Source organism: Mesorhizobium sp. M4B.F.Ca.ET.203.01.1.1, assembly GCF_004791025.1.
Lineage (GTDB): Bacteria > Pseudomonadota > Alphaproteobacteria > Rhizobiales > Rhizobiaceae > Mesorhizobium > Mesorhizobium abyssinicae.
Map to the genome: position 1 here is coordinate 48,922 of NZ_SRUO01000025.1, position 21,760 is coordinate 70,681.

General features: G+C 64.7%; 22 protein-coding genes. 14 read left to right on the forward strand and 8 right to left on the reverse strand.

Annotation, left to right across the window (positions count from 1 at the left end):
* Nucleotides 1–16: 16 nt before the first annotated feature.
* Nucleotides 17–1,681 (reverse strand): Na/Pi cotransporter family protein, encoded by a 1,665-nt coding sequence (locus EN846_RS32000; RefSeq protein ID WP_135914092.1) that lies wholly within the window; start codon nucleotides 1,679–1,681, stop codon nucleotides 17–19.
* Nucleotides 1,682–2,068: 387 nt separating this feature from the next.
* Here EN846_RS32000 and EN846_RS32005 point away from each other — a divergent pair, with 387 nt between their 5' ends.
* The 5 genes from EN846_RS32005 (at nucleotide 2,069) to EN846_RS32025 (ending at nucleotide 7,868) form a co-directional block, all read left to right on the forward strand.
* Nucleotides 2,069–2,437 carry an RcnB family protein gene (locus tag EN846_RS32005; protein ID WP_127284902.1) on the forward strand — a complete coding sequence of 123 codons (369 nt, stop codon included), beginning with the start codon at nucleotides 2,069–2,071 and terminating at the stop codon, nucleotides 2,435–2,437.
* A 143-nt stretch (nucleotides 2,438–2,580) separates the two neighbouring features.
* Nucleotides 2,581–4,518 carry a DNA primase gene (dnaG, locus tag EN846_RS32010; RefSeq protein WP_135859043.1) on the forward strand — a complete coding sequence of 646 codons (1,938 nt, stop codon included), beginning with the start codon at nucleotides 2,581–2,583 and terminating at the stop codon, nucleotides 4,516–4,518.
* Between the two features lie 367 nt (nucleotides 4,519–4,885).
* On the forward strand, nucleotides 4,886–6,916 hold the full coding sequence (rpoD, locus tag EN846_RS32015; protein ID WP_127391802.1) for an RNA polymerase sigma factor RpoD: 2,031 nt from the start codon (nucleotides 4,886–4,888) through the stop codon (nucleotides 6,914–6,916).
* A 203-nt stretch (nucleotides 6,917–7,119) separates the two neighbouring features.
* The gene (locus tag EN846_RS32020; protein WP_127284282.1) at nucleotides 7,120–7,413 is read left to right on the forward strand and encodes a GYD domain-containing protein; all 294 of its coding nucleotides are present in this window, start codon (nucleotides 7,120–7,122) and stop codon (nucleotides 7,411–7,413) included.
* Nucleotides 7,414–7,487: 74 nt separating this feature from the next.
* Nucleotides 7,488–7,868, forward strand: a complete 381-nt coding sequence (locus EN846_RS32025) for a DCC1-like thiol-disulfide oxidoreductase family protein (RefSeq protein ID WP_187331430.1) — start codon at nucleotides 7,488–7,490, stop codon at nucleotides 7,866–7,868.
* Nucleotides 7,869–7,921: 53 nt separating this feature from the next.
* Here EN846_RS32025 and EN846_RS32030 read toward each other — a convergent pair whose 3' ends face one another.
* Complete coding sequence (locus EN846_RS32030) at nucleotides 7,922–8,179, reverse strand: DUF2798 domain-containing protein (RefSeq protein WP_127391801.1); 258 nt, start codon at nucleotides 8,177–8,179, stop codon at nucleotides 7,922–7,924.
* A gap of 271 nt (nucleotides 8,180–8,450) precedes the next feature.
* On the opposite strand from EN846_RS32030, the gene EN846_RS32035 reads away from it, so the two are divergent.
* Nucleotides 8,451–9,119 carry a PadR family transcriptional regulator gene (locus tag EN846_RS32035; RefSeq protein ID WP_127308809.1) on the forward strand — a complete coding sequence of 223 codons (669 nt, stop codon included), beginning with the start codon at nucleotides 8,451–8,453 and terminating at the stop codon, nucleotides 9,117–9,119.
* Nucleotides 9,120–9,208: 89 nt separating this feature from the next.
* Here EN846_RS32035 and EN846_RS32040 read toward each other — a convergent pair whose 3' ends face one another.
* Together EN846_RS32040 and EN846_RS32045 are read right to left on the reverse strand one after the other, a co-directional pair.
* Nucleotides 9,209–9,469 (reverse strand): YiaA/YiaB family inner membrane protein, encoded by a 261-nt coding sequence (locus tag EN846_RS32040; protein ID WP_126058794.1) that lies wholly within the window; start codon nucleotides 9,467–9,469, stop codon nucleotides 9,209–9,211.
* A 39-nt stretch (nucleotides 9,470–9,508) separates the two neighbouring features.
* Complete coding sequence (locus EN846_RS32045) at nucleotides 9,509–10,186, reverse strand: PspA/IM30 family protein (RefSeq protein WP_127391800.1); 678 nt, start codon at nucleotides 10,184–10,186, stop codon at nucleotides 9,509–9,511.
* Nucleotides 10,187–10,349: 163 nt separating this feature from the next.
* Between EN846_RS32045 and EN846_RS32050 the strand changes: the two genes are divergently transcribed.
* Together EN846_RS32050 and EN846_RS32055 are read left to right on the forward strand one after the other, a co-directional pair.
* Nucleotides 10,350–10,991, forward strand: coding sequence for a TetR/AcrR family transcriptional regulator (locus EN846_RS32050; RefSeq protein ID WP_127391799.1), 642 nt, complete (start codon nucleotides 10,350–10,352; stop codon nucleotides 10,989–10,991).
* 67 nt (nucleotides 10,992–11,058) lie between these two features.
* A complete protein-coding gene (locus EN846_RS32055) occupies nucleotides 11,059–11,349 on the forward strand; it encodes an HlyU family transcriptional regulator (RefSeq protein WP_127284277.1) in 291 nt (96 codons plus the stop codon).
* Nucleotides 11,350–11,445: 96 nt separating this feature from the next.
* Here EN846_RS32055 and EN846_RS32060 read toward each other — a convergent pair whose 3' ends face one another.
* Nucleotides 11,446–12,087: an FMN-dependent NADH-azoreductase gene (locus EN846_RS32060; RefSeq protein WP_127391798.1), complete on the reverse strand. Its 642-nt coding sequence runs from the start codon at nucleotides 12,085–12,087 to the stop codon at nucleotides 11,446–11,448.
* Between the two features lie 109 nt (nucleotides 12,088–12,196).
* On the opposite strand from EN846_RS32060, the gene EN846_RS32065 reads away from it, so the two are divergent.
* Nucleotides 12,197–13,153: a LysR family transcriptional regulator gene (locus EN846_RS32065; protein ID WP_127391797.1), complete on the forward strand. Its 957-nt coding sequence runs from the start codon at nucleotides 12,197–12,199 to the stop codon at nucleotides 13,151–13,153.
* Here EN846_RS32065 and EN846_RS32070 read toward each other — a convergent pair.
* The gene (locus EN846_RS32070; RefSeq protein WP_127391796.1) at nucleotides 13,086–13,712 is read right to left on the reverse strand and encodes a TetR/AcrR family transcriptional regulator; all 627 of its coding nucleotides are present in this window, start codon (nucleotides 13,710–13,712) and stop codon (nucleotides 13,086–13,088) included. The genes EN846_RS32065 and EN846_RS32070 overlap by 68 nt on opposite strands.
* A 65-nt stretch (nucleotides 13,713–13,777) precedes the next feature.
* On the opposite strand from EN846_RS32070, the gene EN846_RS32075 reads away from it, so the two are divergent.
* Entirely contained in the window at nucleotides 13,778–14,203 is a 426-nt protein-coding gene (locus EN846_RS32075; protein WP_127308814.1) for a VOC family protein, read from the forward strand.
* A 227-nt stretch (nucleotides 14,204–14,430) separates the two neighbouring features.
* Complete coding sequence (locus EN846_RS32080) at nucleotides 14,431–17,292, forward strand: patatin-like phospholipase family protein (protein ID WP_127391795.1); 2,862 nt, start codon at nucleotides 14,431–14,433, stop codon at nucleotides 17,290–17,292.
* A gap of 48 nt (nucleotides 17,293–17,340) precedes the next feature.
* Here the strand turns inward: EN846_RS32080 and EN846_RS32085 are convergent, their stop codons facing one another.
* Entirely contained in the window at nucleotides 17,341–18,291 is a 951-nt protein-coding gene (locus tag EN846_RS32085; RefSeq protein ID WP_127308816.1) for a trypsin-like peptidase domain-containing protein, read from the reverse strand.
* Between the two features lie 169 nt (nucleotides 18,292–18,460).
* Here EN846_RS32085 and EN846_RS32090 point away from each other — a divergent pair, with 169 nt between their 5' ends.
* From EN846_RS32090 to EN846_RS32100, 3 genes are all read left to right on the forward strand, one after another.
* Nucleotides 18,461–19,333 (forward strand): S1C family serine protease, encoded by an 873-nt coding sequence (locus tag EN846_RS32090; RefSeq protein ID WP_127283577.1) that lies wholly within the window; start codon nucleotides 18,461–18,463, stop codon nucleotides 19,331–19,333.
* A 7-nt stretch (nucleotides 19,334–19,340) separates the two neighbouring features.
* Nucleotides 19,341–20,003, forward strand: coding sequence for a helix-turn-helix transcriptional regulator (locus EN846_RS32095; protein WP_127283578.1), 663 nt, complete (start codon nucleotides 19,341–19,343; stop codon nucleotides 20,001–20,003).
* 187 nt (nucleotides 20,004–20,190) lie between these two features.
* On the forward strand, nucleotides 20,191–21,057 hold the full coding sequence (locus tag EN846_RS32100; protein WP_128274129.1) for an NAD(P)-dependent oxidoreductase: 867 nt from the start codon (nucleotides 20,191–20,193) through the stop codon (nucleotides 21,055–21,057).
* 18 nt (nucleotides 21,058–21,075) lie between these two features.
* Here EN846_RS32100 and EN846_RS32105 read toward each other — a convergent pair whose 3' ends face one another.
* On the reverse strand, nucleotides 21,076–21,591 hold the full coding sequence (locus EN846_RS32105) for a TIGR00645 family protein (protein WP_127283575.1): 516 nt from the start codon (nucleotides 21,589–21,591) through the stop codon (nucleotides 21,076–21,078).
* Between the last annotated feature and the right edge of the window lie 169 nt (nucleotides 21,592–21,760).

A 21,760-nucleotide genomic window follows, 5' to 3' on the forward strand; every position in this document is an offset into this window, starting at 1 on the left:
CGCACCCGGTATCGACCTAGCCCGCCTTCAGCCTTGAACCGCCGAGCAGGCCACGCTCTTCCAGCACCGGATAGGCCATGGAGGCGAGCAGCGAGTTGATCTGCTTCAAGTCACGGATGGTGTCGAGGTGGATCGAGCTGGTCTCGACGCTCTTGGCGGTGCCGTCGCGCAGCCGCACGAAATGGCTGGCGCTGGTTTCCTTCTCGCGGTCGCGCAGCCGGTCCTTTTCCAGCACCAGCTGGCGGGCGGCCTCGGGGTCGCGCGAGACCAGCACGTTGAAGGCAAGGCGCGCATTGGCGAGCACCGAGGCATGGAAGGCGCTGAGCTCGCGCCAGCCTTCGGGCGTGAACTCCAGCCCCCGCTCGAGCTTCTTCCTGACATGCACCAGCATGTTGCGCACGATGATGTCGCCGACCTGCTCCAGCTTGACGCAGGCGCCGATCAATTCCTGGCAGCGCAGCGCCTCGTCCTCGCTCATCGGGTTCTTGGTGACCTTGGCCAGATAGAGCTTAATCGCCGCGTGTTTCTTGTCGACGCGGTCGTCGAGCGCGGCGAGCGCCTTGATCTTGTCGGCGTCGGCGCTCTCGTAGAGCTCGATGATGCGCTTCAGCATGATCTCGACGGTCTCGCAGACCCTCACGACCTCGCGGGTAGCGTTGGCCAGCGCCTGGCTCGGCGTATCAAGCGCGCTTTCGTTGAGCGCCGACAGTTCGACGATGTCGAGCGCCGAAGCCTGCTCCGGCTTGGCGCCGAGCGCCACGATCTTCTCCGAGGCGCGGTAGACGAGGCTGGCGAGCGGCAGGCCGGCGAGCAGGACGATCACATTGAACAGGATGTGGGCGTTGACGATCTGGTCGGGGACGCTGGCGCCGAGGAAGCCGACCGGCGGCTTCAGCGTCATGAACAGGATCAGCATGACCAGCGAGCCCATGCCGCGCATCAGCAGGTTGCCGACCGGCACGACGCGCACGCCGGGCTCGGCGTTGCGGGTGAGCAGCGGCGCGATGATCGAAGAGCCGAGATTGACGCCAAGCACCAGCACGATGCCGAGCTCGGGCGGGATGAAGCCGCGGCCAGCCAGCGTCACCAGGAGCAGGACGGCCGCGATCGAGGAATGGAACAGCCAGGTGACCAGCGCGGCAAGCAGGTAGGCGGTGACGAAATCGCCGGAGAAATAGTTGACGATCATCGGCATCAGCGTGCTCTGGCGCAGCGGTTCCGAGGCCTGGCCGATCATCTCCAGCGACAGAAGCAATAGGCCGATGCCGACCAGGATGCGACCGGACTGGCGCCAGTCGCGCCGCTCGGTGGCCATGAACATGAGGGTGCCGGCGACCAGGCATACCGGGACCAGCAGCGAGAGGTCGAAGGTGAGCAGCTTGACCACCAGCGCCGAGCCGATCTCGGCGCCGCGCACGGCCAACTGGCCGGACATGCCGGAGACGATGCCGGCGCCGGCGAAGGAGCCGACCAGCAAGGTCACGGCGGTGGAGCTCTGCAGCGCGATCGAGAGGCCGCAGCCGGCCAGAACCGCCATCAGCGGATTGCGCATGGTGGCGCGCAGCCTGTGGCGCAGCGCATCGCCATAGGCGCGCTCGACGCCTGTCTTGACCATGCGGGTGGCGAACAACATCAGCGCCACGGCGCCGGCAAGATGCAGAAGGACGACGGAACCGCTCATGCGCGATCTCGCGATCCGACGGGCGCGCGCTGCGCGCGAGCCGAACCGTCGACCAGGCAATAGAGGGTGCGAATCATAGACATTTCAGAACCGAGAATACGCCGATTTACTTTAGCCGGATAATAGATTTTGACCGTCGGGCGACGGTTGGCGCACGACAGGGCGTGTCGGAAATGGATGGACGGCGATTTGGTTGCATGGCCCGCCGGCCCGGTGGCGGCATGCCGCCCGGCGCTCCCGCGCCTATCAAACGCCCCATCTGACGACGATGTTGAATTTGGCATCCTAAATGCAAGAAATCATTACATAATTGTAATTCTACCATTCAGTTTCGGTTCATCCCCGGCACCCTATTGCTTGTGCATCGACAACCAAGGAGTACCCGTGATGAAACGTCTCGTTCTTTCCGCCGTCGCCGCCTCGATGCTGGCCGCCACGTCCGTCTCGGGCCAGGCCGCGCCGCTCAATGCGCCGGTCGCGCCGCAGTCGAACTATAGCCAGGTCGACTGGCAGCAGCCCGGCAAGCACGTCGACGTGAGGAAGCGCGTCATCAAGAAGAAGGTCGTGGTGAAGCGCAGTCATTGGCGCAACGGGCAGAAGTACTCCAGCTGGAAGCGGCACCAGCCGATCCGCAATTACGGCCGTTATGGCCTGCGCCGTCCGGGCCCTGGCCAGGAGTGGATCCGCGTCGGCAACGACTATGTGCTGGTCAGCATCTTCTCCGGCATCATCTTTGGTGCCATCGCCGCGCAGTAAGCCAGCCAGCACTGAGCTGCGTTTTGAAGAAGGCGGCCGGCGACGGCCGCTTTCCTTTTGCCCTGTGGAAACCGGGCATCGTCCGTATTTGGGGTCGTGCGGTCCGGCAAGCGTGCTTATATGGACGGGAAAAGAGTTTCCCGATGCGCTTTCCGCCCGCCTTCCTCGACGAGATCCGCGACCGTGTGCCGATTTCCTCGGTCATCGGCCAGCGCGTCGCGTGGGACAGGAAGAAGACCAATGCATCGCGCGGCGACTATTGGGCCTGCTGCCCGTTCCATGGCGAGAAGAGCCCGTCCTTTCATTGCGAGGACAAGAAGGGCCGCTACCATTGCTTCGGCTGCTCGGTGTCGGGGGACCACTTCAAGTTCCTGACCGAGCTCGACGGCATGAGCTTTCCCGAGGCGGTCGAGAAGATCGCCGACATGGCCGGCGTGCCGATGCCGGTTCGCGACGAACAGGAGGAACGGCGCGAGAAGGAACGCGCCAGTCTGACCGATGTCATGGAGATGGCGACCGCCTTCTTCCAGGAGCGGTTGCAGGGGCCGGAAGGCGCAAAGGCCCGCGCCTATCTGAGGGAGCGTGGTCTGACCTCGGCGACCCAGCAGTCGTTTCGGCTGGGTTATGCGCCGGACAGCCGCAATGCGCTGAAGGAGCATCTTGCCGCCAAGGGCGTGCCGAAGGCCGATATCGAGGCCTGCGGGCTGGTGCGGCATGGCGACGACATCCCGGTCTCCTACGACTGGTTCCGCGACCGCATCATGTTTCCGATCCCGGATTCGCGTGGCAAGATCATCGCCTTTGGCGGCCGGGCGCTGGCGCCCGACGCGCTCGCCAAATACATGAACTCGCCCGATACCGAGCTCTTCCACAAAGGCAATGTGCTCTACAATTTCGCCCGCGCCCGCAAGGCACTGGCCAAGGGCGGTACGGTGATCGCGGTCGAAGGCTATATGGACGTGATCGCGCTGGCGCAGGCCGGTTTCGAGAATGCCGTGGCGCCGCTCGGCACCGCGCTCACCGAGAACCAGCTGGAGCTTCTGTGGCGCATGGCGCCGGAGCCGGTGTTGTGCTTCGACGGCGACAAGGCCGGATTGAAGGCGGCATGGCGTGCCGCCGATCTTGCGCTGCCGTCGGTACAGGCCGGGCGCTCGGCGAGTTTCGCGCTGCTGCCGGAAGGCAAGGATCCCGACGATCTGGTCAAGGCCGAGGGGCCGGACGCGTTCCGCGCGGTGCTTGCCGATGCGCGGCCGCTGGTGGACCTGTTGTGGATGCGCGAGACGGCGGGCGGCGTTTTCGACACGCCGGAGCGGCGGGCGGAACTGGGAAAGACGCTGCGTGAACTGACCAGCCGCATCCGCGACGAAAGCACGCGCTATCACTACCAGCAGGAGATGCGCGAGCGCGAACAGAGCTTCTTCGGCTCGCAGCGCGGCCCGCGGCAGGGTCGTCATGATGGCGGCCGGCCGGGGGAGCGCGGCCAGGGCAAGGCGCCCGGCGGACAGTTCGCCAAGGGCGCAAGCGGCCGCATCGCCATCACCGAGAGCCTCGGACAGTCGGCGCTGGTCAAGCGCGGCGAGGGCATGTCGGTGCGGGAGGCGACGATCATCGTGGCGCTCGTCAACCACCCGCCGCTGATCGACGAGAATTTCGCCCATGTCGAATTCCTCGACCTTGCCAATGCCGACTTGAAGAAACTGCACGCCGCGATCCTCGACGCCATGGCGCATGATGCCGCCGACGAGCGCGGCGCGGTGATCGCCACGATTGAGCGGGCCGGGTGCGGCGGCATCTGGGGGCGGGCGGTGGAACTGATCAAGCGCGCGCGGCAGTGGCCGGCGCTCGAAACCGCCGCGCTCGAGGATGCCCGCGACGCCTTCAACCAGGCGCTGCACTTGCAGCGCAGCGCGCGCACCTTACATAGAGAGCTGAAACAGGCGCAGGCAGCGCTCGACGCGGATCCCTCGGACGAAAATTTCCGGCATCTGATCGAGATTCAGGCGCAATTCAACGATGTACAGGCAACGGAAGCGCTGATCGAAGGGTTTGGCGTATCCTCGGGCAGAGTCGGGCGCGTATAGGGTCCAAACTCCGTCCAAAGAGCGAAATGGAAATGTCCCCGCGTCGAATCGACGCCTCTAAGTCGGGTAATTGATTCGCTTTTTTCATGCGAATCATGCGAGAGGCGCTTGACCTTCTGGCAGAATGGCGGAATCAGGACGATTCGAAATATTAACCCGTGCCAGGCGTCGACGGGAAAATTGAGAGATGCCGGGTACTGGTCACTGGACGGGCAAAAGGCCTGCCACAGATATCAGGGTTAATCTGGACTTAACGAGAGATGCGGTTACTGGCCCGGTGAAGAGCGTTCTGGTGCGAGCGCATCCGATTTGACCGGCACTGCAGCTTACGCGGCTCCGCTTTAAGGCCGCTTGGAGACGACAAAGAATGGCGACAAAGGAAAAGGAAGAGGTCGAGACCGAACGCGAAGGCGCCACCGATGGCCCTCTGCTCGACCTTTCCGATGATGCTGTCAAGAAGATGATTAAGGCCGCCAAGAAGCGCGGCTACGTTACGATGGACGAGCTGAACTCGGTGCTGCCTTCGGAGGAAGTGACCTCCGAGCAGATCGAGGACACGATGGCGATGCTCTCCGACATGGGCATCAATGTCGTCGAGGACGACGAGCAGGGCGAGGAGTCTGAGGCCGCCGATACGAGCGCGGACGCCGAGGAAGACGCCAACGAACTCGCCGAGCAGACCGGCACCGCCGTCGCCACCACGACCACCAAGAAGGAGCCGACCGATCGCACCGACGATCCGGTCCGCATGTATCTGCGCGAGATGGGCTCGGTCGAGCTTCTGTCGCGCGAGGGCGAAATCGCCATTGCCAAGCGCATCGAGGCCGGCCGCGAGACGATGATCGCGGGGCTCTGCGAAAGCCCGCTGACCTTCCAGGCCATCATCATCTGGCGCGATGAGCTCAACGAATCGAAGATCCTGCTGCGTGAGATCATCGACCTCGAAGCCACCTATGCCGGACCCGAAGCCAAGCAGGCGCCAGTGGTCGAGCGAATCGAGGAAGCCCCCAAGGCGGACGAAAAGCCGCGTGGCCGCTCCGCCGCTCGCGACGAGGAAGACGACATCACCAATGTCGGCGGCGACACGCGCGGGCTGGAGGAAGACGAGGACGACGAGGACGAGGCGAGCCTGTCGCTGGCGGCGATGGAAGCGGAACTGCGCCCCCAGGTGATGGAGACGCTGGACGTCATCGCCGACACCTACAAGAAGCTGCGCAAGCTGCAGGACCAGCAGGTCGAGAACAGGCTGGCCGCGGCCGGTACGCTGTCGCCCAGCCAGGACCGCCGGCTGAAGGAGCTGAAGGATCAGCTGATCAAGGCGGTGAAGTCGCTGTCGCTCAACACGGCGCGCATCGAAGCGCTGGTCGAGCAGCTCTACGACATCAACAAGCGCCTGGTGCAGAACGAGGGCAAGCTCCTGCGGCTGGCCGAAAGTTACGGTGTGCGCCGCGAGGAATTCCTCAAGGAGTATCAGGGCTCGGAGCTCGATCCGAACTGGACGCGCTCGATCGCCAACCTGACCTCGCGCGGCTGGAAGGAATTCACCAAGAACGAGAAGGACGCGATCCGCGATCTGCGTTCCGAGATCCAGAACCTCGCCACCGAAACGGCGATCTCGATCCTGGAATTCCGCAAGATCGTCAACCAGGTGCAGAAGGGCGAGCGCGAAGCGGCGATCGCCAAGAAGGAAATGGTCGAGGCCAACCTGCGCCTCGTCATCTCCATCGCCAAGAAGTACACCAACCGCGGCCTGCAGTTCCTCGACCTGATCCAGGAAGGCAATATCGGCCTGATGAAGGCGGTCGACAAATTCGAATACCGCCGTGGCTACAAGTTCTCGACCTACGCGACGTGGTGGATCCGGCAGGCGATCACCCGCTCGATCGCCGACCAGGCGCGCACCATCCGCATTCCGGTGCACATGATCGAGACGATCAACAAGATCGTGCGCACCTCGCGCCAGATGCTGCACGAGATCGGCCGCGAGCCGACGCCGGAGGAACTGGCCGAGAAGCTGGCCATGCCGCTGGAGAAGGTGCGCAAGGTGCTGAAGATCGCCAAGGAGCCGATCTCGCTCGAAACGCCGGTCGGCGACGAGGAGGATTCGCATCTCGGCGACTTCATCGAGGACAAGATGGCGATCCTGCCGATCGACGCCGCGATCCAGGCCAATCTGCGCGAAACGACGACCCGCGTGCTCGCCTCGCTGACGCCGCGCGAGGAACGCGTCCTCAGAATGCGCTTCGGCATCGGCATGAATACCGACCACACGCTGGAAGAAGTCGGCCAGCAGTTCTCGGTGACGCGCGAGCGCATCCGCCAGATCGAAGCCAAGGCGCTGCGCAAGCTCAAGCACCCGAGCCGGTCGCGCAAGCTGAGAAGCTTCCTCGACAGCTGAGGCAGGCAAGCCATCGCAATCCAAAGGGCGCCATTGGCGCCCTTTTTCATTCTGGTCGATGGCTCTGCTGCTCTTGCCCGTGACAGCTGCCAGGAGGATACTTCGCGCGTCGGATGCGTTTTCCGGGCGACAAACCGGATGCCCGCCCCGGTGGAAGGTCGATGACCCGAGCCGTGCTCCGTGGCGCCGGAGGGAGGTATGCCATGACGACTTACATCTTGCTCCTCAACTGGACCGAGCAGGGCGCAAGGAATGTGCGCGAGTCACCGAAGCGGCTCGATGCCGCCAAGAAACAGCTGGGCGAGATGGGCGGATCGTTCAAGGCGTTCTATCTGACCATGGGCGACTGCGACATGGTGGCCGTGGTCGAGGCGCCGGACGACGCGGTGATCGCGCGCTTCGCGCTGATGCTGGCGGCAGGCGGCAGTGTCAGGACACGGACCCTGAAGGCATTTCCGGAATTCGCCTATCGCGAGATCATCACTTCGCTCGGGTAGCGCTCGGCGCGTCGCGGGTCTGCGTGGCGCTGCGTCATATTGCGGGGCCGTGCCGCCTCGCCGATAGTCGCGCCATGTCGAAGCCCCTGCTGACCGTCTGGTACAACACGCGCTGCCCGGTCTGCGACGCCGGCATCGGCAGGCAGAAGCGCCGGCTTGTCGAGGCGGTCAAGGCGGGCCGGATCGAATTCCGCGACATCAATCTCGAACCGGCGGCGCTCGCCGGATACGGCGCTGCGCTGGAGGATATCCGCCGCCGCCTGCACGCCACCGACGCCGAGGGCAGGCTGCTGGTCGGCGCCGACGTCGCGATCGCGGTGTGGCGGAGGACGCCGGGCGAAGGCTGGCTGGCGGCACTGTTCGGCAATCCGGTTGCGTTGCCGCTGACGCGCTTTGCCTATGATCGCTTCGCCGATCTTCTCTACGCCTGGAACCGGCGCAAGGGCCGCTGGTAGACGACGGGCTCGCCGATGAGGGTAGGCCCGGATCCGGGTCCGGGCCTTGCCGGCTACCTGGAGGCGGGTTCGCACAGCCAGCCGACGATGCGGCGCACCACCGGCAGAACCATGATCAGCGTCGGAAACGCCACCAGCCAGGAGAGGCCCCAGGCCGTCAGCCAGACGGCCGGCAGGCCGGGCTGAAGCCCAAGGCTCTTCAGCGTCGAGATGAACGAGACGATGAAGGTCATCAACAGCGACAGCACCAGCGGAGTGAGAACAGCGGCATAGCGCGCGGGCAGTCTGCCGCGCTTGCGGGTCGTGGGCATTTGGGATTTTCCCTGAAGTGTCCGGTCGAGCGCATAGGCATCCTTTGGCCGCTTGCGGCGCAATTGCCCGGAACGACCGGGGATGGATGCGTTGCTTGACGTCAGACGCTTACGGAGCGGTCGTCGACCCTCGCGCGCCTTCTAGCGGCGGGCGTTAGCGAAATCAATCCCGCTGGTGCTGTTTTCAGATACAACGTAAGATATATCTTGACTCGACGAGGCGGCGTGCCTAATTGAGATATATCGTAAGACATAACTCAAGGAGCAATCCATGCACAGACATCATCCTTTCGGCGAGCGCGCCGAGCGCGCTTTCCTGCATATGGCCGGCAAGTTCGGCGGTCGCGGCGGCGGTTTCGGTCCGTTCGGAGCGGGCATGCGGGGCGGCGGCCGCGGCGGCCCGGGCGACATGTTCCGCGCCGGGCGCATGCTGGCCGACGGCGATCTCAAGCTGATCACGCTGTCGCTGCTGGCCGAGGCGCCGCGCCACGGCTACGACATCATCAAGGCGCTGGAGGAGCGCACCAGCGGCATCTACAGCCCGAGCCCGGGCGTGGTCTATCCGACGCTGACCTTCCTGGAAGAGGCGGGCTATGCCATCTCCTCGGCGGAGGGCAACAAGAAGGTGTTCTCGATCACCGAGGCCGGACAGGCGCATCTCGACGAGAACCGCGAGATGATCGACCACGTGCTCGACCATCTCGAACGCTTCGGCCGCAAGATGGCCAAGGCGCGCGACTGGTTCGGCTGGAACGACGATAGCGAGGAGGGCGGCCGGCATCGCGGGCGCCACGAAAAGCGCGATGCGTTCCGTGCCGTGCGCCACCGGCTGCGCGCGGCGCTCAGCGAAATCGTCGACGCGCCGGAAGACAAGCAGGCGCAGGCGATGAGCATCCTGGAAGATGCCGCCGCGGCGCTTGAAGCGCTGTCGCGCCGCTGAAGCCGCCAGCACCCCACGCAAAAAAGCCCGGAAGATCCGGGCTTTTTTCGTTGCTGGAGCCGCACGTATCTGGGACGTGCCTGCCGGCGTCATTCCTTGCCGACATATTCGCTGATCAGCTTTTCGTTGCGCGCCTTTTCGATCTTGGCGGTCGTCTCGGCGGCGACGCGCTCGTCGGTGCGGTATTTGACGAGGTTGACCAGGCTGCCGGTGAGCAAGAGCACGCCCATGCCCCAATAGCCCTTGGTCGACAGGTCGACCGGGGCGAGCCACAGCGACAGGCCAAGCATGAAATAGGCAATGCCGACCGAGATGGTATTGAACATGATGTATGTCTGATTGGCGTTCATTGTCGTTGTCCCTTTGGTTGGTGAAGTAGGTTTCGTGGATCAGTGCGTGGATTTCAGGCGCTCGAGCACGTCCTGTGCCCGGACCTTGGTCGAAGGGCCGTGGCCTGCCTCCTCCAGCTTGCCACGGATGGCTTCCTGGCTGAGGCCGGCATCGATCTCGTCGAGGATGCTGGCTTCCTCGAACGGGTCGCTGCGCTCCCGGATGCGGGCGAGCAGCGCCTCTGCCTCGTTGAGGCTGGCTGTCCGGCCGATGGAACGGTTGAGGCGGCGCTGCGCCTTCTGCTCGGCGTCGATGGCACGCGCCGAGATCATGCCCTGGTTGAGGTCGACGATGCGTCGGTGCGCCTGTTCCAGCGACAGGCGCATGCGCAAGGTCTTCTCGGTCAGGCTGCGCACGGTGGTGCGGCGGACCTCGCGTTCATTCTCCAGTTCGGCGATGGCGGAAGCGCCATCGTGGGCGAGGGCCTCGGCACCCGCGGCAAGGGCGCTGCGGGTGCGCGTCTCCAGATCGGCAATGCGGCGGTCGAGTTGGTCGAGGCTGGCCTGTTCGGCGCGCTGACGCACGATCAGCGAGGCGAGCGTCTGCTTGGCGCAGGCGAGGCCGGCTTCGGCATCGCGGATGCGCTGGGCGAGAAGATCGACGGCGAACTGGTCCTTCAGCCGGTCCTCGGCCTTGGCGCCGGCGCCGTCCAGCAATGTCCTGAGAAGACTGAGCATTTGTTCGTTCTCCCTTTTATGAACATCGTTCACAAGGGCAATGTAGCAGAAAATGAACATTGTTCAAGATGCTTTTTGAACGCTGTTCATGCAGAATGGATTATGGTAAACCGGCATCCGTTGCCGCGCCCGAGAGGCGGCGGAGATGATGCGGAGACAAGGTTTGGCACTGGACAAGGAAGAGATGAGCGAGCGCGTCATCGCCATCGCGGAGAATCTGATCGAAGCCGGCGGGGCGGAGAACCTGAAGGCCAGGACCATCGCCACCGAGGCCGGCATCGCGGTCGGCTCCATATACAATCTGTTCCGGGATATCGACGACCTGCATCGCGCCGTGAACATGCGGCTGCTCGATCGGCTGGGCGAAGCCGGCGCCGCAGCGATGGCCGAACTCAAAAAGGCGGGGGTGACCGACACGCGGCAATGCTTGCTGGCGCTGGCGCGTGCCTATGCCGGCTTCGTGGAGGCGCATCCGGCGAGCTGGCCGGCCTTGCTCGCCTTCAACCGCCGCCAGCCGGCGCATGCGGAGCCGGACGCCTATGAGGCGCGGCTCAGCGATCTGCTGCAGATCATCGCCAGGGTGCTCGCCGACGGCCGCTTCGGCCTCGACGAAAACCGCCTGCGGATCGCCGCCCGCACCTTGTGGTCAAGCGTGCATGGCATCGTCACCAGCGGCTATGCCGCGAATTCCGCCGGGCGGCAGGCGGACGAGACTTGGGAGCAGATCGAGCTCCTGGTCGCCGTCTTCATCAAGGGGCTGGAACGGGGCGGGACATTGGATCATGCTGGCGCGGCACCGTCGTGACGCCTAAATGCGATAATGAGAACCGGCGCAGGCATTTTGCGCCGAGGTGAAAGTGGAGATTTGAACCATGTCTTTTCTGAAAAAGCTTTTCGGCGGTGGCGGCGATGCGGGCGAGCCCAAGAGCGCGGCGCCGGCAAAGCAGGTCGAGCACAAGGGTTTCCTGATCAGCGCCACGCCCTACAAGGCCGATGGCCAGTACCAGACCTGCGGCGTGGTCTCGAAGGAAATCGACGGCGTGACGAAGGAACACCGCTTCATCCGCGCCGACCGTTTCGCCGGCCTGGACGATGCCGTCGACATCTCGATCAAGAAGGGCATCCAACTGGTCGACGAGCAGGGCGAGCGAATCTTCGGCTAAGACATGCTGGCGTCCCGGCGCCGACGATCGGAAATGAAGAGGGGCCAGGCGCCGATTGTCGGCGTCTGGCCCTTTCAATTTAAGAACAGCGGATGTCTACGCCGCTGCCGCAACCTGCTTGCCGGCGGTTCCGGCCACCACCGCGTTGACCTTGGCAGTCGCCTTGGCGATCGCGGCATCAACGGCGTCCGGGCCCATGCCGACGCCTTCGATGCGGATGACGTCGACATCGGTCATGCCGAGGAAGCCGAGCACGCCACGCAGATAGGGGATGGCGTGATCCATCTGCACGGCCGCGCCCTCGGAATAGATGCCGCCGGAAGCGAGCACGATATAGACCTTCTTGCCGTTGACGAGACCCTTCGGCCCGCCTTCGCCGTAGGAGAAGGTCTTGCCCGAACGGGCGACGTGATCGACCCACGACTTCAGGGTCGAGGAGATGCCGAAGTTGATGAAGCCGGTGGCGAGGATGATGGTGTCGGCGGCGAAGAGCTCGTCGAGCACCGCGTCGGAGACGCCGACGACTTCGGCCTGGCGCTGGCTGCGCGCCTCGGCGGGCGTGTAGATGCCGGTCGAATAGTCGGGATCGATATGCGGCAGCGGATTGGCGACGAGATCGCGCACGACAAGCGTGTTCGACGGATCGGCGGCAAGCAGCTTGTTGGCAAGCTCGGTGGCGATGCGGGTCGAGTGCGAGGCGGCGCCGCGCGGGCTCGAGGTGACAAGAAGAATGGGCATTGCGGGGCTCTCCAGTGGGATTGAACTGTCCCGCTGAATATGGGTCGCTCGACTCATTCGAAAAACTGGTATATTTTCTATACGATCCATCCACAAAATAGATATAACGATGCAGCCCAATCCAACGCTCGACCAGTTGCAGATCCTGGTGGCGGTTGCCGATACCGGCAGTTTCTCGGCCGCCGGCCGCAAGCTGAACCGGGCGCAATCCGTCATCAGCTATGGTATCGCCAACCTGGAGGCGCAGCTTGGGCTGAAACTGTTCGAGCGCGAGGGGACGCGCGAACCGCAACTGACCGTAGTCGGACGGGCGATGCTCGAAGATGCGCGGCGCATGATCGGCGTGCTGCAGCGTATGCGCTCGCGTGTCGACGGCCATCATCAGGGACTGGAGGCCGAAGTCGCGCTGTCTGTCGATGCGGCGCTGCCCTCGCCGGTGCTGGTGCGAGTGCTGAAGGCGTTCGAGGCGCAGTTTCCGACCGTGATGCTGCGCCTGCATATCGGCACGCTTGGTGTCATTCCCGATCATGTGCTCAGCGGGCAGGCCGACCTCGGTATCGGCGGCATGCTGGGCGAGGTCGACGTCCACCTCGTGCGCATCGGCTTCATGTCGATCGTGCTGGCCGCCGCGCCCAGCCATCCCCTGGCGCTGCTGCCGAAGCCGGTGACGCTCGAGGATGCGCGCGAACATACGCAACTCGTCGTCACCGACCAGTCCGAACGCACCAAGGGACGCGACTTCGGCGTCTTCGCCTACCGCACCTGGCGGCTGACCGATATGCGCACCAAGCATATGCTGATGCGGGAGGGGCTTGGCTGGGGAGGCCTGCCGCGCTGGCTGATCGCCGACGATCTGGCAAGCGGCAGGCTGGTGGAGCTCGACCTCGAGGTCTTCAGGGAGGCGCGTTCGCCGCTTTTTGCCATGCATCGCAATGACAGCAGCCCGAAGCCGGCTGCGGCCTGGCTGATCGACCGGTTCAAACGAGGGCTCGGCTGCTTCAACGAGATGGAGCCGGGCGTGTGGACCGAGGAGGAGCCGGAGACAGACCGTCGATCAGCGCCATGAGCACGGCGCGGTAGTCGCCGCTCGATGCTCCCGCTTCGACGGCAAGCGCGGCGCGGTCGAAGGCAGCGGCGAGCAATGCGGTCAGCGGCTCGATCGGCAGTCTTGCCATGGACTGCTCGCGCATCGCCGCGACGAGGCCTTCGCGCAGCGAGCGGTTGCCATGGCGGTTGTCGATCTCATCCATGGCGGAGCGGCCGAGCACGGCGGGCCCGTCGAGAAGCAGCAGGCGGGTGCGGCCCGGCGCCCGCATCGCCGCGAGATAGGCGTCCGAGCCGGCGATCAGCGCGTCGCGGGCAGGGAGCGATGCGGGCGAGGCGCGCTCGATCTCTTCGGCCACCGCGCCAGCCTCCTGCTCGACCACGGCGGCAAACAGCGCCTGCTTGTCGGCGAAATGGTGATAGAGCGCGCCGCGGGTGACGCCGGCGGCGGCGACGATCTCCGGCGTGCCGGTCTCGGCATAGGACTTTTCGGTGAATAGTTTTCGTGCGGCGTCGATCAGATCGGCGCGCGTCGCCTCGGTGCGGTCGCGGTTGGAGCGGCGCGAGGATTCTCGTTGCATACATGCAGCCTGTATGTTATTGCATTTACATGCAGACTGTATGTTGTTTGACGGGAGAAGGAAAGATGAAGACGACGAGCTACTATCCGGTGCTGATGACAGGCGACGTCGCCGGTACGAAAGAATTTTATGTCGAGCATTTCGCCTTCAAGCCGCTGTTCGAGAGCGACTGGTATGTGCATCTGCAGTCGGCCGAGGACCGCCGGGTCAATCTCGGCATCGTCCAGGGCGACCACGAAACGATCCCGGAGGAAGGGCGGGGCCGCACGTCGGGCCTGCTGATCAATTTCGAGGTCCGCGACCCCGACGCGATCTATCAGCGGGTGCTGGCCGCCGGCCTGCCGATCCTCAGAACTCTCTGCGACGAACCTTTCGGCCAGCGCCATTTCATCACCAGGGATCCGAACGGCGTGCTGATCGACGTGATCAAGCCGATCCCGCCGAGCCCCGAATTTCAGGCGCAGTTCGTGCAGGGAGCGGCGGCGGGCTGAGCGGCGACCGTTGGCGGCAATTGTCGGCATGGCGATGCCGACGGGCGGCCGCCTGGCGGGCTCGCGTGCCTCGCGAAGCAAAGCGCATGCTGTCGTTAAAGTCGCCCGTGATTTTCAAGTCACGGATGATCCAGGCGGCGGTTTCACTTTCCTGACGGCAATAATCCTTGCGAAAAACCTTGTTTGCCTATTGTATTGTTCAGCAATAGCGGTGTCGGGGGATAGCTATGGCCAGTCGAGGAGAGGAATCAAATTCTGGCCCGTATACCGACAAATTCGAGAGGGTTCTGCGGGCGGAGTATGACGCCATCCTCGATCGCCGCCGCGCGCTCGGCGTCGATGCATCAAAAGATACTGGCGGCAAGCCCGATTCCGTTGCCAAGGGTGATCCGGCCTGGCTGTTTGGCGTGGCGCTTTCGGGTGGCGGGATAAGATCGGCTTCGCTCTGCCTCGGCGCGCTTCAGGCACTCGACCAGTACAAGCTCATACCTCGGATCGACTATCTGTCGACGGTATCGGGCGGCGGCTACATCGGATCGGCGATGATCGCCGACATGACGCGCCAGGAACTCGCGCCGGCGAAGAGTGGCAAGCGCAAGCGGCCCGATTTTCCCTTCGCCTCGGGCGACGACGTGCGCGACAACGCGCTGGTCGGCCACATCCGCGACAACAGCCGTTTCCTGGCGCCGCGCGGCTTCCAGGATATCACGCTGTCGATCGGCATTCTGATGCGCGGCTGGATGGTCAATGTCCTGCTGTTGCTGACGCTGATCCTGCCGCTGGCGACATTCGTCATCCTGACCAACCCGACCACCGATCATCTCGGGCACAGCATCGTGCTCGACGTCGCCAACTGGCTCTTCGGCGACGATTGGGGCAAGGCGGGATGGGCCGCCAGCCTGCGATCGCTGGTGGCCAACCCGTTCGTGCTCTCGCGGTCGATGATGGTGGTTCTCGCCGTCTGGCTGGTCGTCTGGGGCTTGCGACGGTCCTATACCGACAGCTATGCCTTTGCGCGCAAAGGCGAGCGCCTGGAACAGGACAGCAATTGGGCCAAGGGCGGTCGCACCCTGCTGCTGGTCACTGCCGGCCTGCTCCTGATTGAAATTCAGCCGAAGATCATCCTGTGGCTGATCGAGGTGACCTCTCCGAAGGCTGGTCATCGGCAGACGACAATGGAGACGCTCAAGGCGCTGATCACGGCGGCCGGGGCCATCGTCACAGCCACCGCCGCCTTCAGGGGCATTCTGATTTCCTGGCTGCAGAAGGCCCTGAATTCGCCGGGGATCGGACACCAGCTGCGCGGCTATCTGGCGCGCGCGGCATTTCTCGCACTCGGTCTTGCCCTGCCCCTGCTGATCTACGGCTTCTTTCTGTTGATCACGATCTGGGGCATCAAGATCTTTTCGCCGATCACGATCTGGGGCTTCGACGTGTCGTGGCTGTTTGGCCGCGACAGTGGCTATGCCTACGGTCCAGCCTGGCTGACGGCCGACAATCGCGTCCTGTTCACGATCCTTGTCATATCGATGGCGCTGTTTCTGGCGGCGCGAACCTTTGTGGTTCGCTATCTCGCCGACGATCTGGCCCCCGGTCGGCTCAGTGGCTTCTTTGGCGCGATGAGGCATGACTATAGCGGATCGGTGGTCATCAAGGTGCTGCTGCTCATTGCATGCTCAGCCATTTTCGCCGTGGCCGCCAGAATGGCGAAAGGGGTCTGGCAGCACGACGAATCCACCGTGCTGCTCAACTATCTGGCCATCAGCGCCATCGTCACAATGGTGGCCTTCAACTTCACCGAGAACGCCAATGGGTTGCACCGCCTTTACCGCGACCGGCTTCGGCAGGCATTTCGCCTCGGCGGCAGCGAAGACCAGGCCGACATCGCGCTGGATGCCCTCGGCGCGATGGCGCCCTATCTGTTGATAAACGGCACGTTGAATGTGCGCCGCGCCAGGGATGCCGGGCAAACAGCCGGTCCTCCGAAGAGGTCCGTTCTCGTCCGCGCGATCCGCTGGGTGGGCGCCAAGGTTGCCGCAGCCATAAGGTTGAGGGCCTGGTGGGGCGGGCCGGATATCATTCTGCCGGGCCACCATCGGCCAATCGCGCCCCCACCTGCCGTGCAAGTCCACAGCCTTCCCGAGGCCGACCCGAGCAAGAGAGGGCGCAACGCCGAATTCTTCCTGTTTTCAAAACATTTCGTCGGCAGCACCTCGACCGGATATGCGTCCTCGACAGCAATGGCCAAGGCAGAGGGGCAGTTGGACCTCGCGGCAGCAGCGGCGATCTCGGGGGCCGCCATCTCCTCCAGCATGGGTCGCACCAGCCTCGGCCTGCTTGGGCCGACGCTTGCCCTGCTCAACCTGCGACTGGGGTTCTGGCTTCCCAACCCGAGCGGGATTGCGCTTGGAAAGCGGCCCCCGCGGCGCAGTTGGGAAGATATCCTGCGGCTGTATCTGCTCGCGGAGGCGACGGGGCAGCTGAGGTCCGACAGTTCGCGGGTCTACATCACCGATGGCGGCCACATCGACAATATCGGCCTCTACCAACTGCTCAAGCGCAGGTGCAAGCTGATCATCGTGGTCGACGCCGAGGCCGATGCCGGCATGAATTTCGGCGCCTTCACCGACGTCCAACGCTTCGCGCGGATCGATCTCGGCGTGCGCATCTCGCTCGACTGGCGACCGGTCAGGGACGCGGCGCTGGCGCGCGACGCCAACCGCACCAAGATCGTCCCGCCGGAATCGGATTTGCATCTGCGGCATTTCGCGGTCGGCAAGATCCTCTACGAGAATGATCCGGTCGAAGGCATCCTTGTCTACGTCAAGGCGTCGGTTACCGGCGATGAGCCCGACTATGTCCTCGATTACGAGCGTCGCTACCCGCTTTTCCCGCATGAATCGACCAGCGATCAGTTCTTCTCGGAAGAGCAGATGGAGGCCTATCGCGCACTTGGCTTCCACGCCATGCGGGTGGCGCTGCGCGAACGGCCGCATACGGCTGAGATCAAGGCCGAGGACAGCGCGCAGGCAAGTCTGGTTGCCTTGCTGAAGATGCGTCTGGGCAATCAGGGGCAAGAGATCAGATAGCGCATCGGGGACGCCCCGACGATTACCGGGGCGTTGGGAGCAGGTCGCTCAGTTCGGCCTTGCCACCGGCGTCACCGCGACCTGGCTGACGCCGGTCCGCCGCACCACGGTGCAAAGCGTCTCGCGGCCGATGCGCTCGGCGTCGAGCATGCGCACGAGGTCGTCGACGCCGGTGACCGGACGGCCATCTATCGCGGCGATGATGTCGCCTTCCTTCAGCCCGGCCCTTGCCGCCGGGCTGTTCTTTTCGACGCTGCGCAGGCGCACGGCGGTGCTGCTCGAGACCTGCGACAGAAGGGCGGCGCGGCGCGGCAAATTGGTGGTGTCGGCGGAGACGCCGATGAAGGCGCGGCGCACGCGGCCGAAGCGGATGATCTCCGAAATGACGAAATTGGCGGTGTTGGAGGCGACGGCGAAGGCAATGCCTTGCGCGCCATGGATCATGGCGGTGTTGACACCGATCACCTCGCCCGCCGACGACACCAGCGGCCCGCCGGAATTGCCGGGGTTGAGCGCCGCGTCGGTCTGGATGACGTCGTCGATCAGCCGTCCGGTCGAGGCGCGCATCGAGCGGCCGAGCGCGGAGACGACGCCGGCGGTGACGGTCCATTCGAAACCGAGCGGATTGCCGATGGCGATCGCGATCTGGCCGCGCCTCAGCCGCTTGGAATCGCCGAGCGGCGCGACATCGGTGAAGCTGCCGTCGGCGCGCACCAGGGCGATGTCGGTGTCGGGATCGCGGCCGAGCACGCGGCCTTCGCGCGACGCGCCGTCCGGCATCGAGACGCGCACGGCGCGCGCGTCGCCGACGACATGGAAGTTGGTGACGACCAGGCCATCCGGCGTGATGACGAAACCGGAGCCATGGCCGCCGGCGCCGCCGACACGCTCGATGCGGCAGACGGCGGGACCGATGCGGTCGACCGCGTCGGCGACGGTCGCCGAATAGGCGTCGAGCAAGGCTTCGTCGGATTGGAGTTTGGCGGCGGCGAGGGCCATGGGAAGGGCTCCGTGGTATCAGGCGCAAGGATGATTATATGTGCGGAGCGGCCCGTTCGGCCGCGACCTGACCAGATGGCCAGTCGCGCGGCCGACTGGCCATGAGGCGAGTACCGGCCGGCGTCCTGTCGAGCGATATCTGGGTAATCGCAAACCCAGGAGAACAATGATGAGCGACTTCAATTTGAGCGCATTTTCCGACGCAATCGCCGATCTCGCGGCAGCGGCCGCGCCGGCGACGGCGAGCCTTGCAACCCATCATCATCGGACAGCGAGCGCCTTCCACTGGCGCGACGGCTATTTCGTCACCGCCGAGGAAGTCGTGGAGGCGGGCGAGGAGATCGAACTGACGCTGGCTTCGGGCGAGACGGTCAAGGCCGAGCTTGTCGGCCGCGATCCCTCGACCGGCGTTGCCCTGCTGAAGCCCGCCGGCGCGGCAGGCACGGCCTCACTCGCCAAGGCGGATGCGGTGCGGCCTGGTAATGTCGCCGTCGCCATCGGCAACAGCGACGGCGCAGCACTTGCCGTGTTCGGTTCGGTCGGCGAGGTCGGTCCGGCCTGGCGCTCGATGCGCGGCGGGACGATCGACCGGCGCATCAATCTCGCCGTCAACGCCGGCTCACGCTTCGAGGGTGGACCCGTGCTCGATGCCAGGGGCGGGCTGATCGGCATGCTCCTGTTCGGGCCGCGCCGGCGGGCACTGGTCATGCCTTACGAGACGATCGAGCGGGCGGTGGCGACGCTGCGCGAGAAGGGGCACGTCGCACGCGGTTATCTCGGCGCCGGCCTGCATCCGGTCCACAACAGCGACACCCACGGCGCGATGGTGATGAGCCTCGACGACAACGGTCCGGCCAAGGCCGCCGGCCTGCATCTCGGCGACATAATCGTGGCATGGAACGGCGAAGCGGTGCAGGGTCCGCGTGACCTGATCCGCAAGCTCGGACCGGACAGCGCCGGGGCGTCGGTGACGCTCGGCGTCGTGCGCGGCGGCGAGGCGCGCGATGTTGCCGTGACCATCGGCGAGAAGCCGCTGAGCTGAGGGCATGATGGCGGTCGCGGCGATAGCAAACCACAGGAAGGCGGATCAGGCCGCCGCGGAGCGGCGGCTGACCGTGCTGATCGCGCTCGGCAACGCCGCGCGGGCCGAGCAACTGTCCGAGGCGCTCGCCGCAACCGGCGATCTGCTGCCGGTCATGGCCGGGAACCGATCAGGACAGGCCGTGGATGTCGCCATCATCGACGAGGATGGCCTGGAGGGCAGGGCGATCGATGCTGCGCTGCCCAGGGTGCTGCTGTCGCGGCGTCCCGGCCATGAACAGCCCGCCGACAGCGTGCTTGCCGTGCTGCCCGCTTCGTCCGACGAATTGCTGATCGCCGCTGCCGCGCGGCTTGCAGCCGCCGGCTACCGCATTTCGGGCTCTGACCGGCCGCTGACCGGTCGGCACGACGACCTCTCCTTCCATGACGGCGACCCGTTCGAAGAGGAGCCGGGAGACACGAACGCTGCCCGGCCAACGCTTTCGCCGCGCGAGGCGGAAGTGCTGGCGCTGCTTGCCGAAGGCGCGCCCAACAAGGTGATCGCCCGGCGCCTCGGCATTTCCGTGCACACGGCGAAGTTCCATGTCGCGGCGATCCTGATCAAGCTCGGCGCCGCCAATCGCACCGATGCGATCGCCATTGCCATGCGGCAGGGACTGGTTCTGGTCTGAGGGCCTATTGATATTCCGGTGAGGCCGGCCTGCGAATGGTGGCGTCCTGCGCTTCCGGTGCTCACGCCTGGCCTCGTTTCTGGACCCGACGCAGCGTAACCCGCTCGCGGCGGGTCGGGCCTTGCGCTCTGGTCGCCTGCCGCGCAAAGGTTCGCGCCTGCGATGTAGTCAAGGAAGCGGAGGAAAGATGTCGCTCAAGGGAAAGACGCTGTTCATCTCCGGCGGGTCGCGTGGCATCGGGCTGGCGATCGCGCTGCGCGCGGCGCGCGACGGCGCCAATGTGACGATCGCCGCCAAGACCGCCGAGCCGCATCCGAAGCTGCCGGGCACGATCTACACCGCTGCCGAGGAGATCGAGCAGGCCGGCGGCAAGGCGCTGCCGGTGCTCTGCGACATACGCGAGGAGGCGCAGGTCGCCGAGGCAGTCGTGAGAACCGTCGAGCGGTTCGGCGGCATCGACATCTGCGTCAACAACGCCAGCGCCGTCCAGCTCACCGGCACGCTGGAGACCGACATGAAGCGCTACGATCTGATGCACCAGATCAACACGCGCGGCACTTTCCTGGTTTCCAAAATGTGCATTCCGCACCTGAAGTTGGCAAAGAACCCTCACATCCTGAATCTGGCGCCGCCGCTCGACATGAAGGCCAAATGGTTCAAGAACCATGTCGCCTACACAATGGCCAAGTTCGGCATGTCGATGTGCACGCTGGGCATGAGCGCGGAGTTCGCCAGGGACGGCATCGCCGTCAACTCGCTGTGGCCGATCTCGACCATCGACACAGCCGCGGTACGCAACCTGCTCGGCGGCGCGGCAGTGGCGGCGATGAGCCGTTCGCCCGACATCATGGCCGACGCCGCGCATGCGATCTTCCTGCGCCCGTCGCGCGAGGCGACCGGCAATTTCTACATCGACGAGGAGGTGCTGCGCGCCGAGGGCGTCAGCGATTTTTCCGTCTACGCGCCCGGCGCGACAGGGCCTCTCGCCGGCGACTTCTTCGTGCCGGACGAGGTGTTTGCCCGCACGGAAAGCAAGATCAAAACCATCTACTGAGGGGCAGCGGGCGAGGCCTCAGTCCTCAACCTTCTTGCCTTTGGCCAAACCCATCAGCCGGTCGATATAGGCCAGCATCAGCGCCGAGAGGACGAAGGCGAGGTGGATGATGGTCAGCCACATCAGCTGGTCTGTCGTGTAGGAGACGGAATTCAGGAAGACCTGCAGCAGGTGGATCGACGAGATGGCGACGATGGTCGAGGCCACCTTGACCTTGAGCGAGCCGACATCGATCGTTCCCAGCCAGTGCACCTTGCCGTCATTCTCGTCGAAGCGGCTGACGAAATTCTCGTAGCCGGAGATGATCACCATCACCACCAGCGAGGCGACCAGGGCGGCGTCAATCAGGCCGAGCATCTTCAGGATCGTATCGGTGTCGCCGAGCGTCAGGGCGTTGAAAGCGAACTCGTAGAGCTTCTTGCCGAACGACACCGCGTAGATGGCGAGCGCAAGGCCGAGCCCGATATAGAAGACGACCAGCAGCCAGCGCGTGGCGAGAATGATCGATTCGATGGCGAGTTCGAGGCGTTTCATGCGCTGTTCCGCTCCTGCTTTCAGTGGCGTTTTTTCAGGCAACCCGCAGTTGTTTGCAAGGCCAAAACAAAACCCCGCCGGAAGGGACCGGCGGGGCTCATGTGTCCCGCTGGAGTCGGGACAGGGCAGGGAACGCCCTGTCGAGAATCTGGGTACATCAATCCGACAA

Excerpts from the sequence above, each read along its gene's own strand:
- EN846_RS32040 (WP_126058794.1), bottom strand. The coding sequence starts at position 9,469 with ATGAACGCCAATCAGACATACATCATGTTCAATACCATCTCGGTCGGC.
- EN846_RS32005 (WP_127284902.1), top strand. The coding sequence starts at position 2,069 with ATGAAACGTCTCGTTCTTTCCGCCGTCGCCGCCTCGATGCTGGCCGCC.
- EN846_RS32085 (WP_127308816.1), bottom strand. The coding sequence starts at position 18,291 with ATGGCCCTCGCCGCCGCCAAACTCCAATCCGACGAAGCCTTGCTCGAC.
- EN846_RS32070 (WP_127391796.1), bottom strand. The coding sequence starts at position 13,712 with ATGCAACGAGAATCCTCGCGCCGCTCCAACCGCGACCGCACCGAGGCG.
- EN846_RS32075 (WP_127308814.1), top strand. The coding sequence starts at position 13,778 with ATGAAGACGACGAGCTACTATCCGGTGCTGATGACAGGCGACGTCGCC.
- rpoD (WP_127391802.1), top strand. The coding sequence starts at position 4,886 with ATGGCGACAAAGGAAAAGGAAGAGGTCGAGACCGAACGCGAAGGCGCC.
- EN846_RS32090 (WP_127283577.1), top strand. The coding sequence starts at position 18,461 with ATGAGCGACTTCAATTTGAGCGCATTTTCCGACGCAATCGCCGATCTC.
- EN846_RS32065 (WP_127391797.1), top strand. The coding sequence starts at position 12,197 with ATGCAGCCCAATCCAACGCTCGACCAGTTGCAGATCCTGGTGGCGGTT.
- EN846_RS32105 (WP_127283575.1), bottom strand. The coding sequence starts at position 21,591 with ATGAAACGCCTCGAACTCGCCATCGAATCGATCATTCTCGCCACGCGC.
- EN846_RS32095 (WP_127283578.1), top strand. The coding sequence starts at position 19,341 with ATGGCGGTCGCGGCGATAGCAAACCACAGGAAGGCGGATCAGGCCGCC.
- EN846_RS32020 (WP_127284282.1), top strand. The coding sequence starts at position 7,120 with ATGACGACTTACATCTTGCTCCTCAACTGGACCGAGCAGGGCGCAAGG.
- EN846_RS32025 (WP_187331430.1), top strand. The coding sequence starts at position 7,488 with ATGTCGAAGCCCCTGCTGACCGTCTGGTACAACACGCGCTGCCCGGTC.
- EN846_RS32060 (WP_127391798.1), bottom strand. The coding sequence starts at position 12,087 with ATGCCCATTCTTCTTGTCACCTCGAGCCCGCGCGGCGCCGCCTCGCAC.
- EN846_RS32080 (WP_127391795.1), top strand. The coding sequence starts at position 14,431 with ATGGCCAGTCGAGGAGAGGAATCAAATTCTGGCCCGTATACCGACAAA.
- EN846_RS32100 (WP_128274129.1), top strand. The coding sequence starts at position 20,191 with ATGTCGCTCAAGGGAAAGACGCTGTTCATCTCCGGCGGGTCGCGTGGC.
- EN846_RS32045 (WP_127391800.1), bottom strand. The coding sequence starts at position 10,186 with ATGCTCAGTCTTCTCAGGACATTGCTGGACGGCGCCGGCGCCAAGGCC.
- EN846_RS32030 (WP_127391801.1), bottom strand. The coding sequence starts at position 8,179 with ATGCCCACGACCCGCAAGCGCGGCAGACTGCCCGCGCGCTATGCCGCT.
- EN846_RS32000 (WP_135914092.1), bottom strand. The coding sequence starts at position 1,681 with ATGAGCGGTTCCGTCGTCCTTCTGCATCTTGCCGGCGCCGTGGCGCTG.
- dnaG (WP_135859043.1), top strand. The coding sequence starts at position 2,581 with ATGCGCTTTCCGCCCGCCTTCCTCGACGAGATCCGCGACCGTGTGCCG.
- EN846_RS32035 (WP_127308809.1), top strand. The coding sequence starts at position 8,451 with ATGCACAGACATCATCCTTTCGGCGAGCGCGCCGAGCGCGCTTTCCTG.
- EN846_RS32055 (WP_127284277.1), top strand. The coding sequence starts at position 11,059 with ATGTCTTTTCTGAAAAAGCTTTTCGGCGGTGGCGGCGATGCGGGCGAG.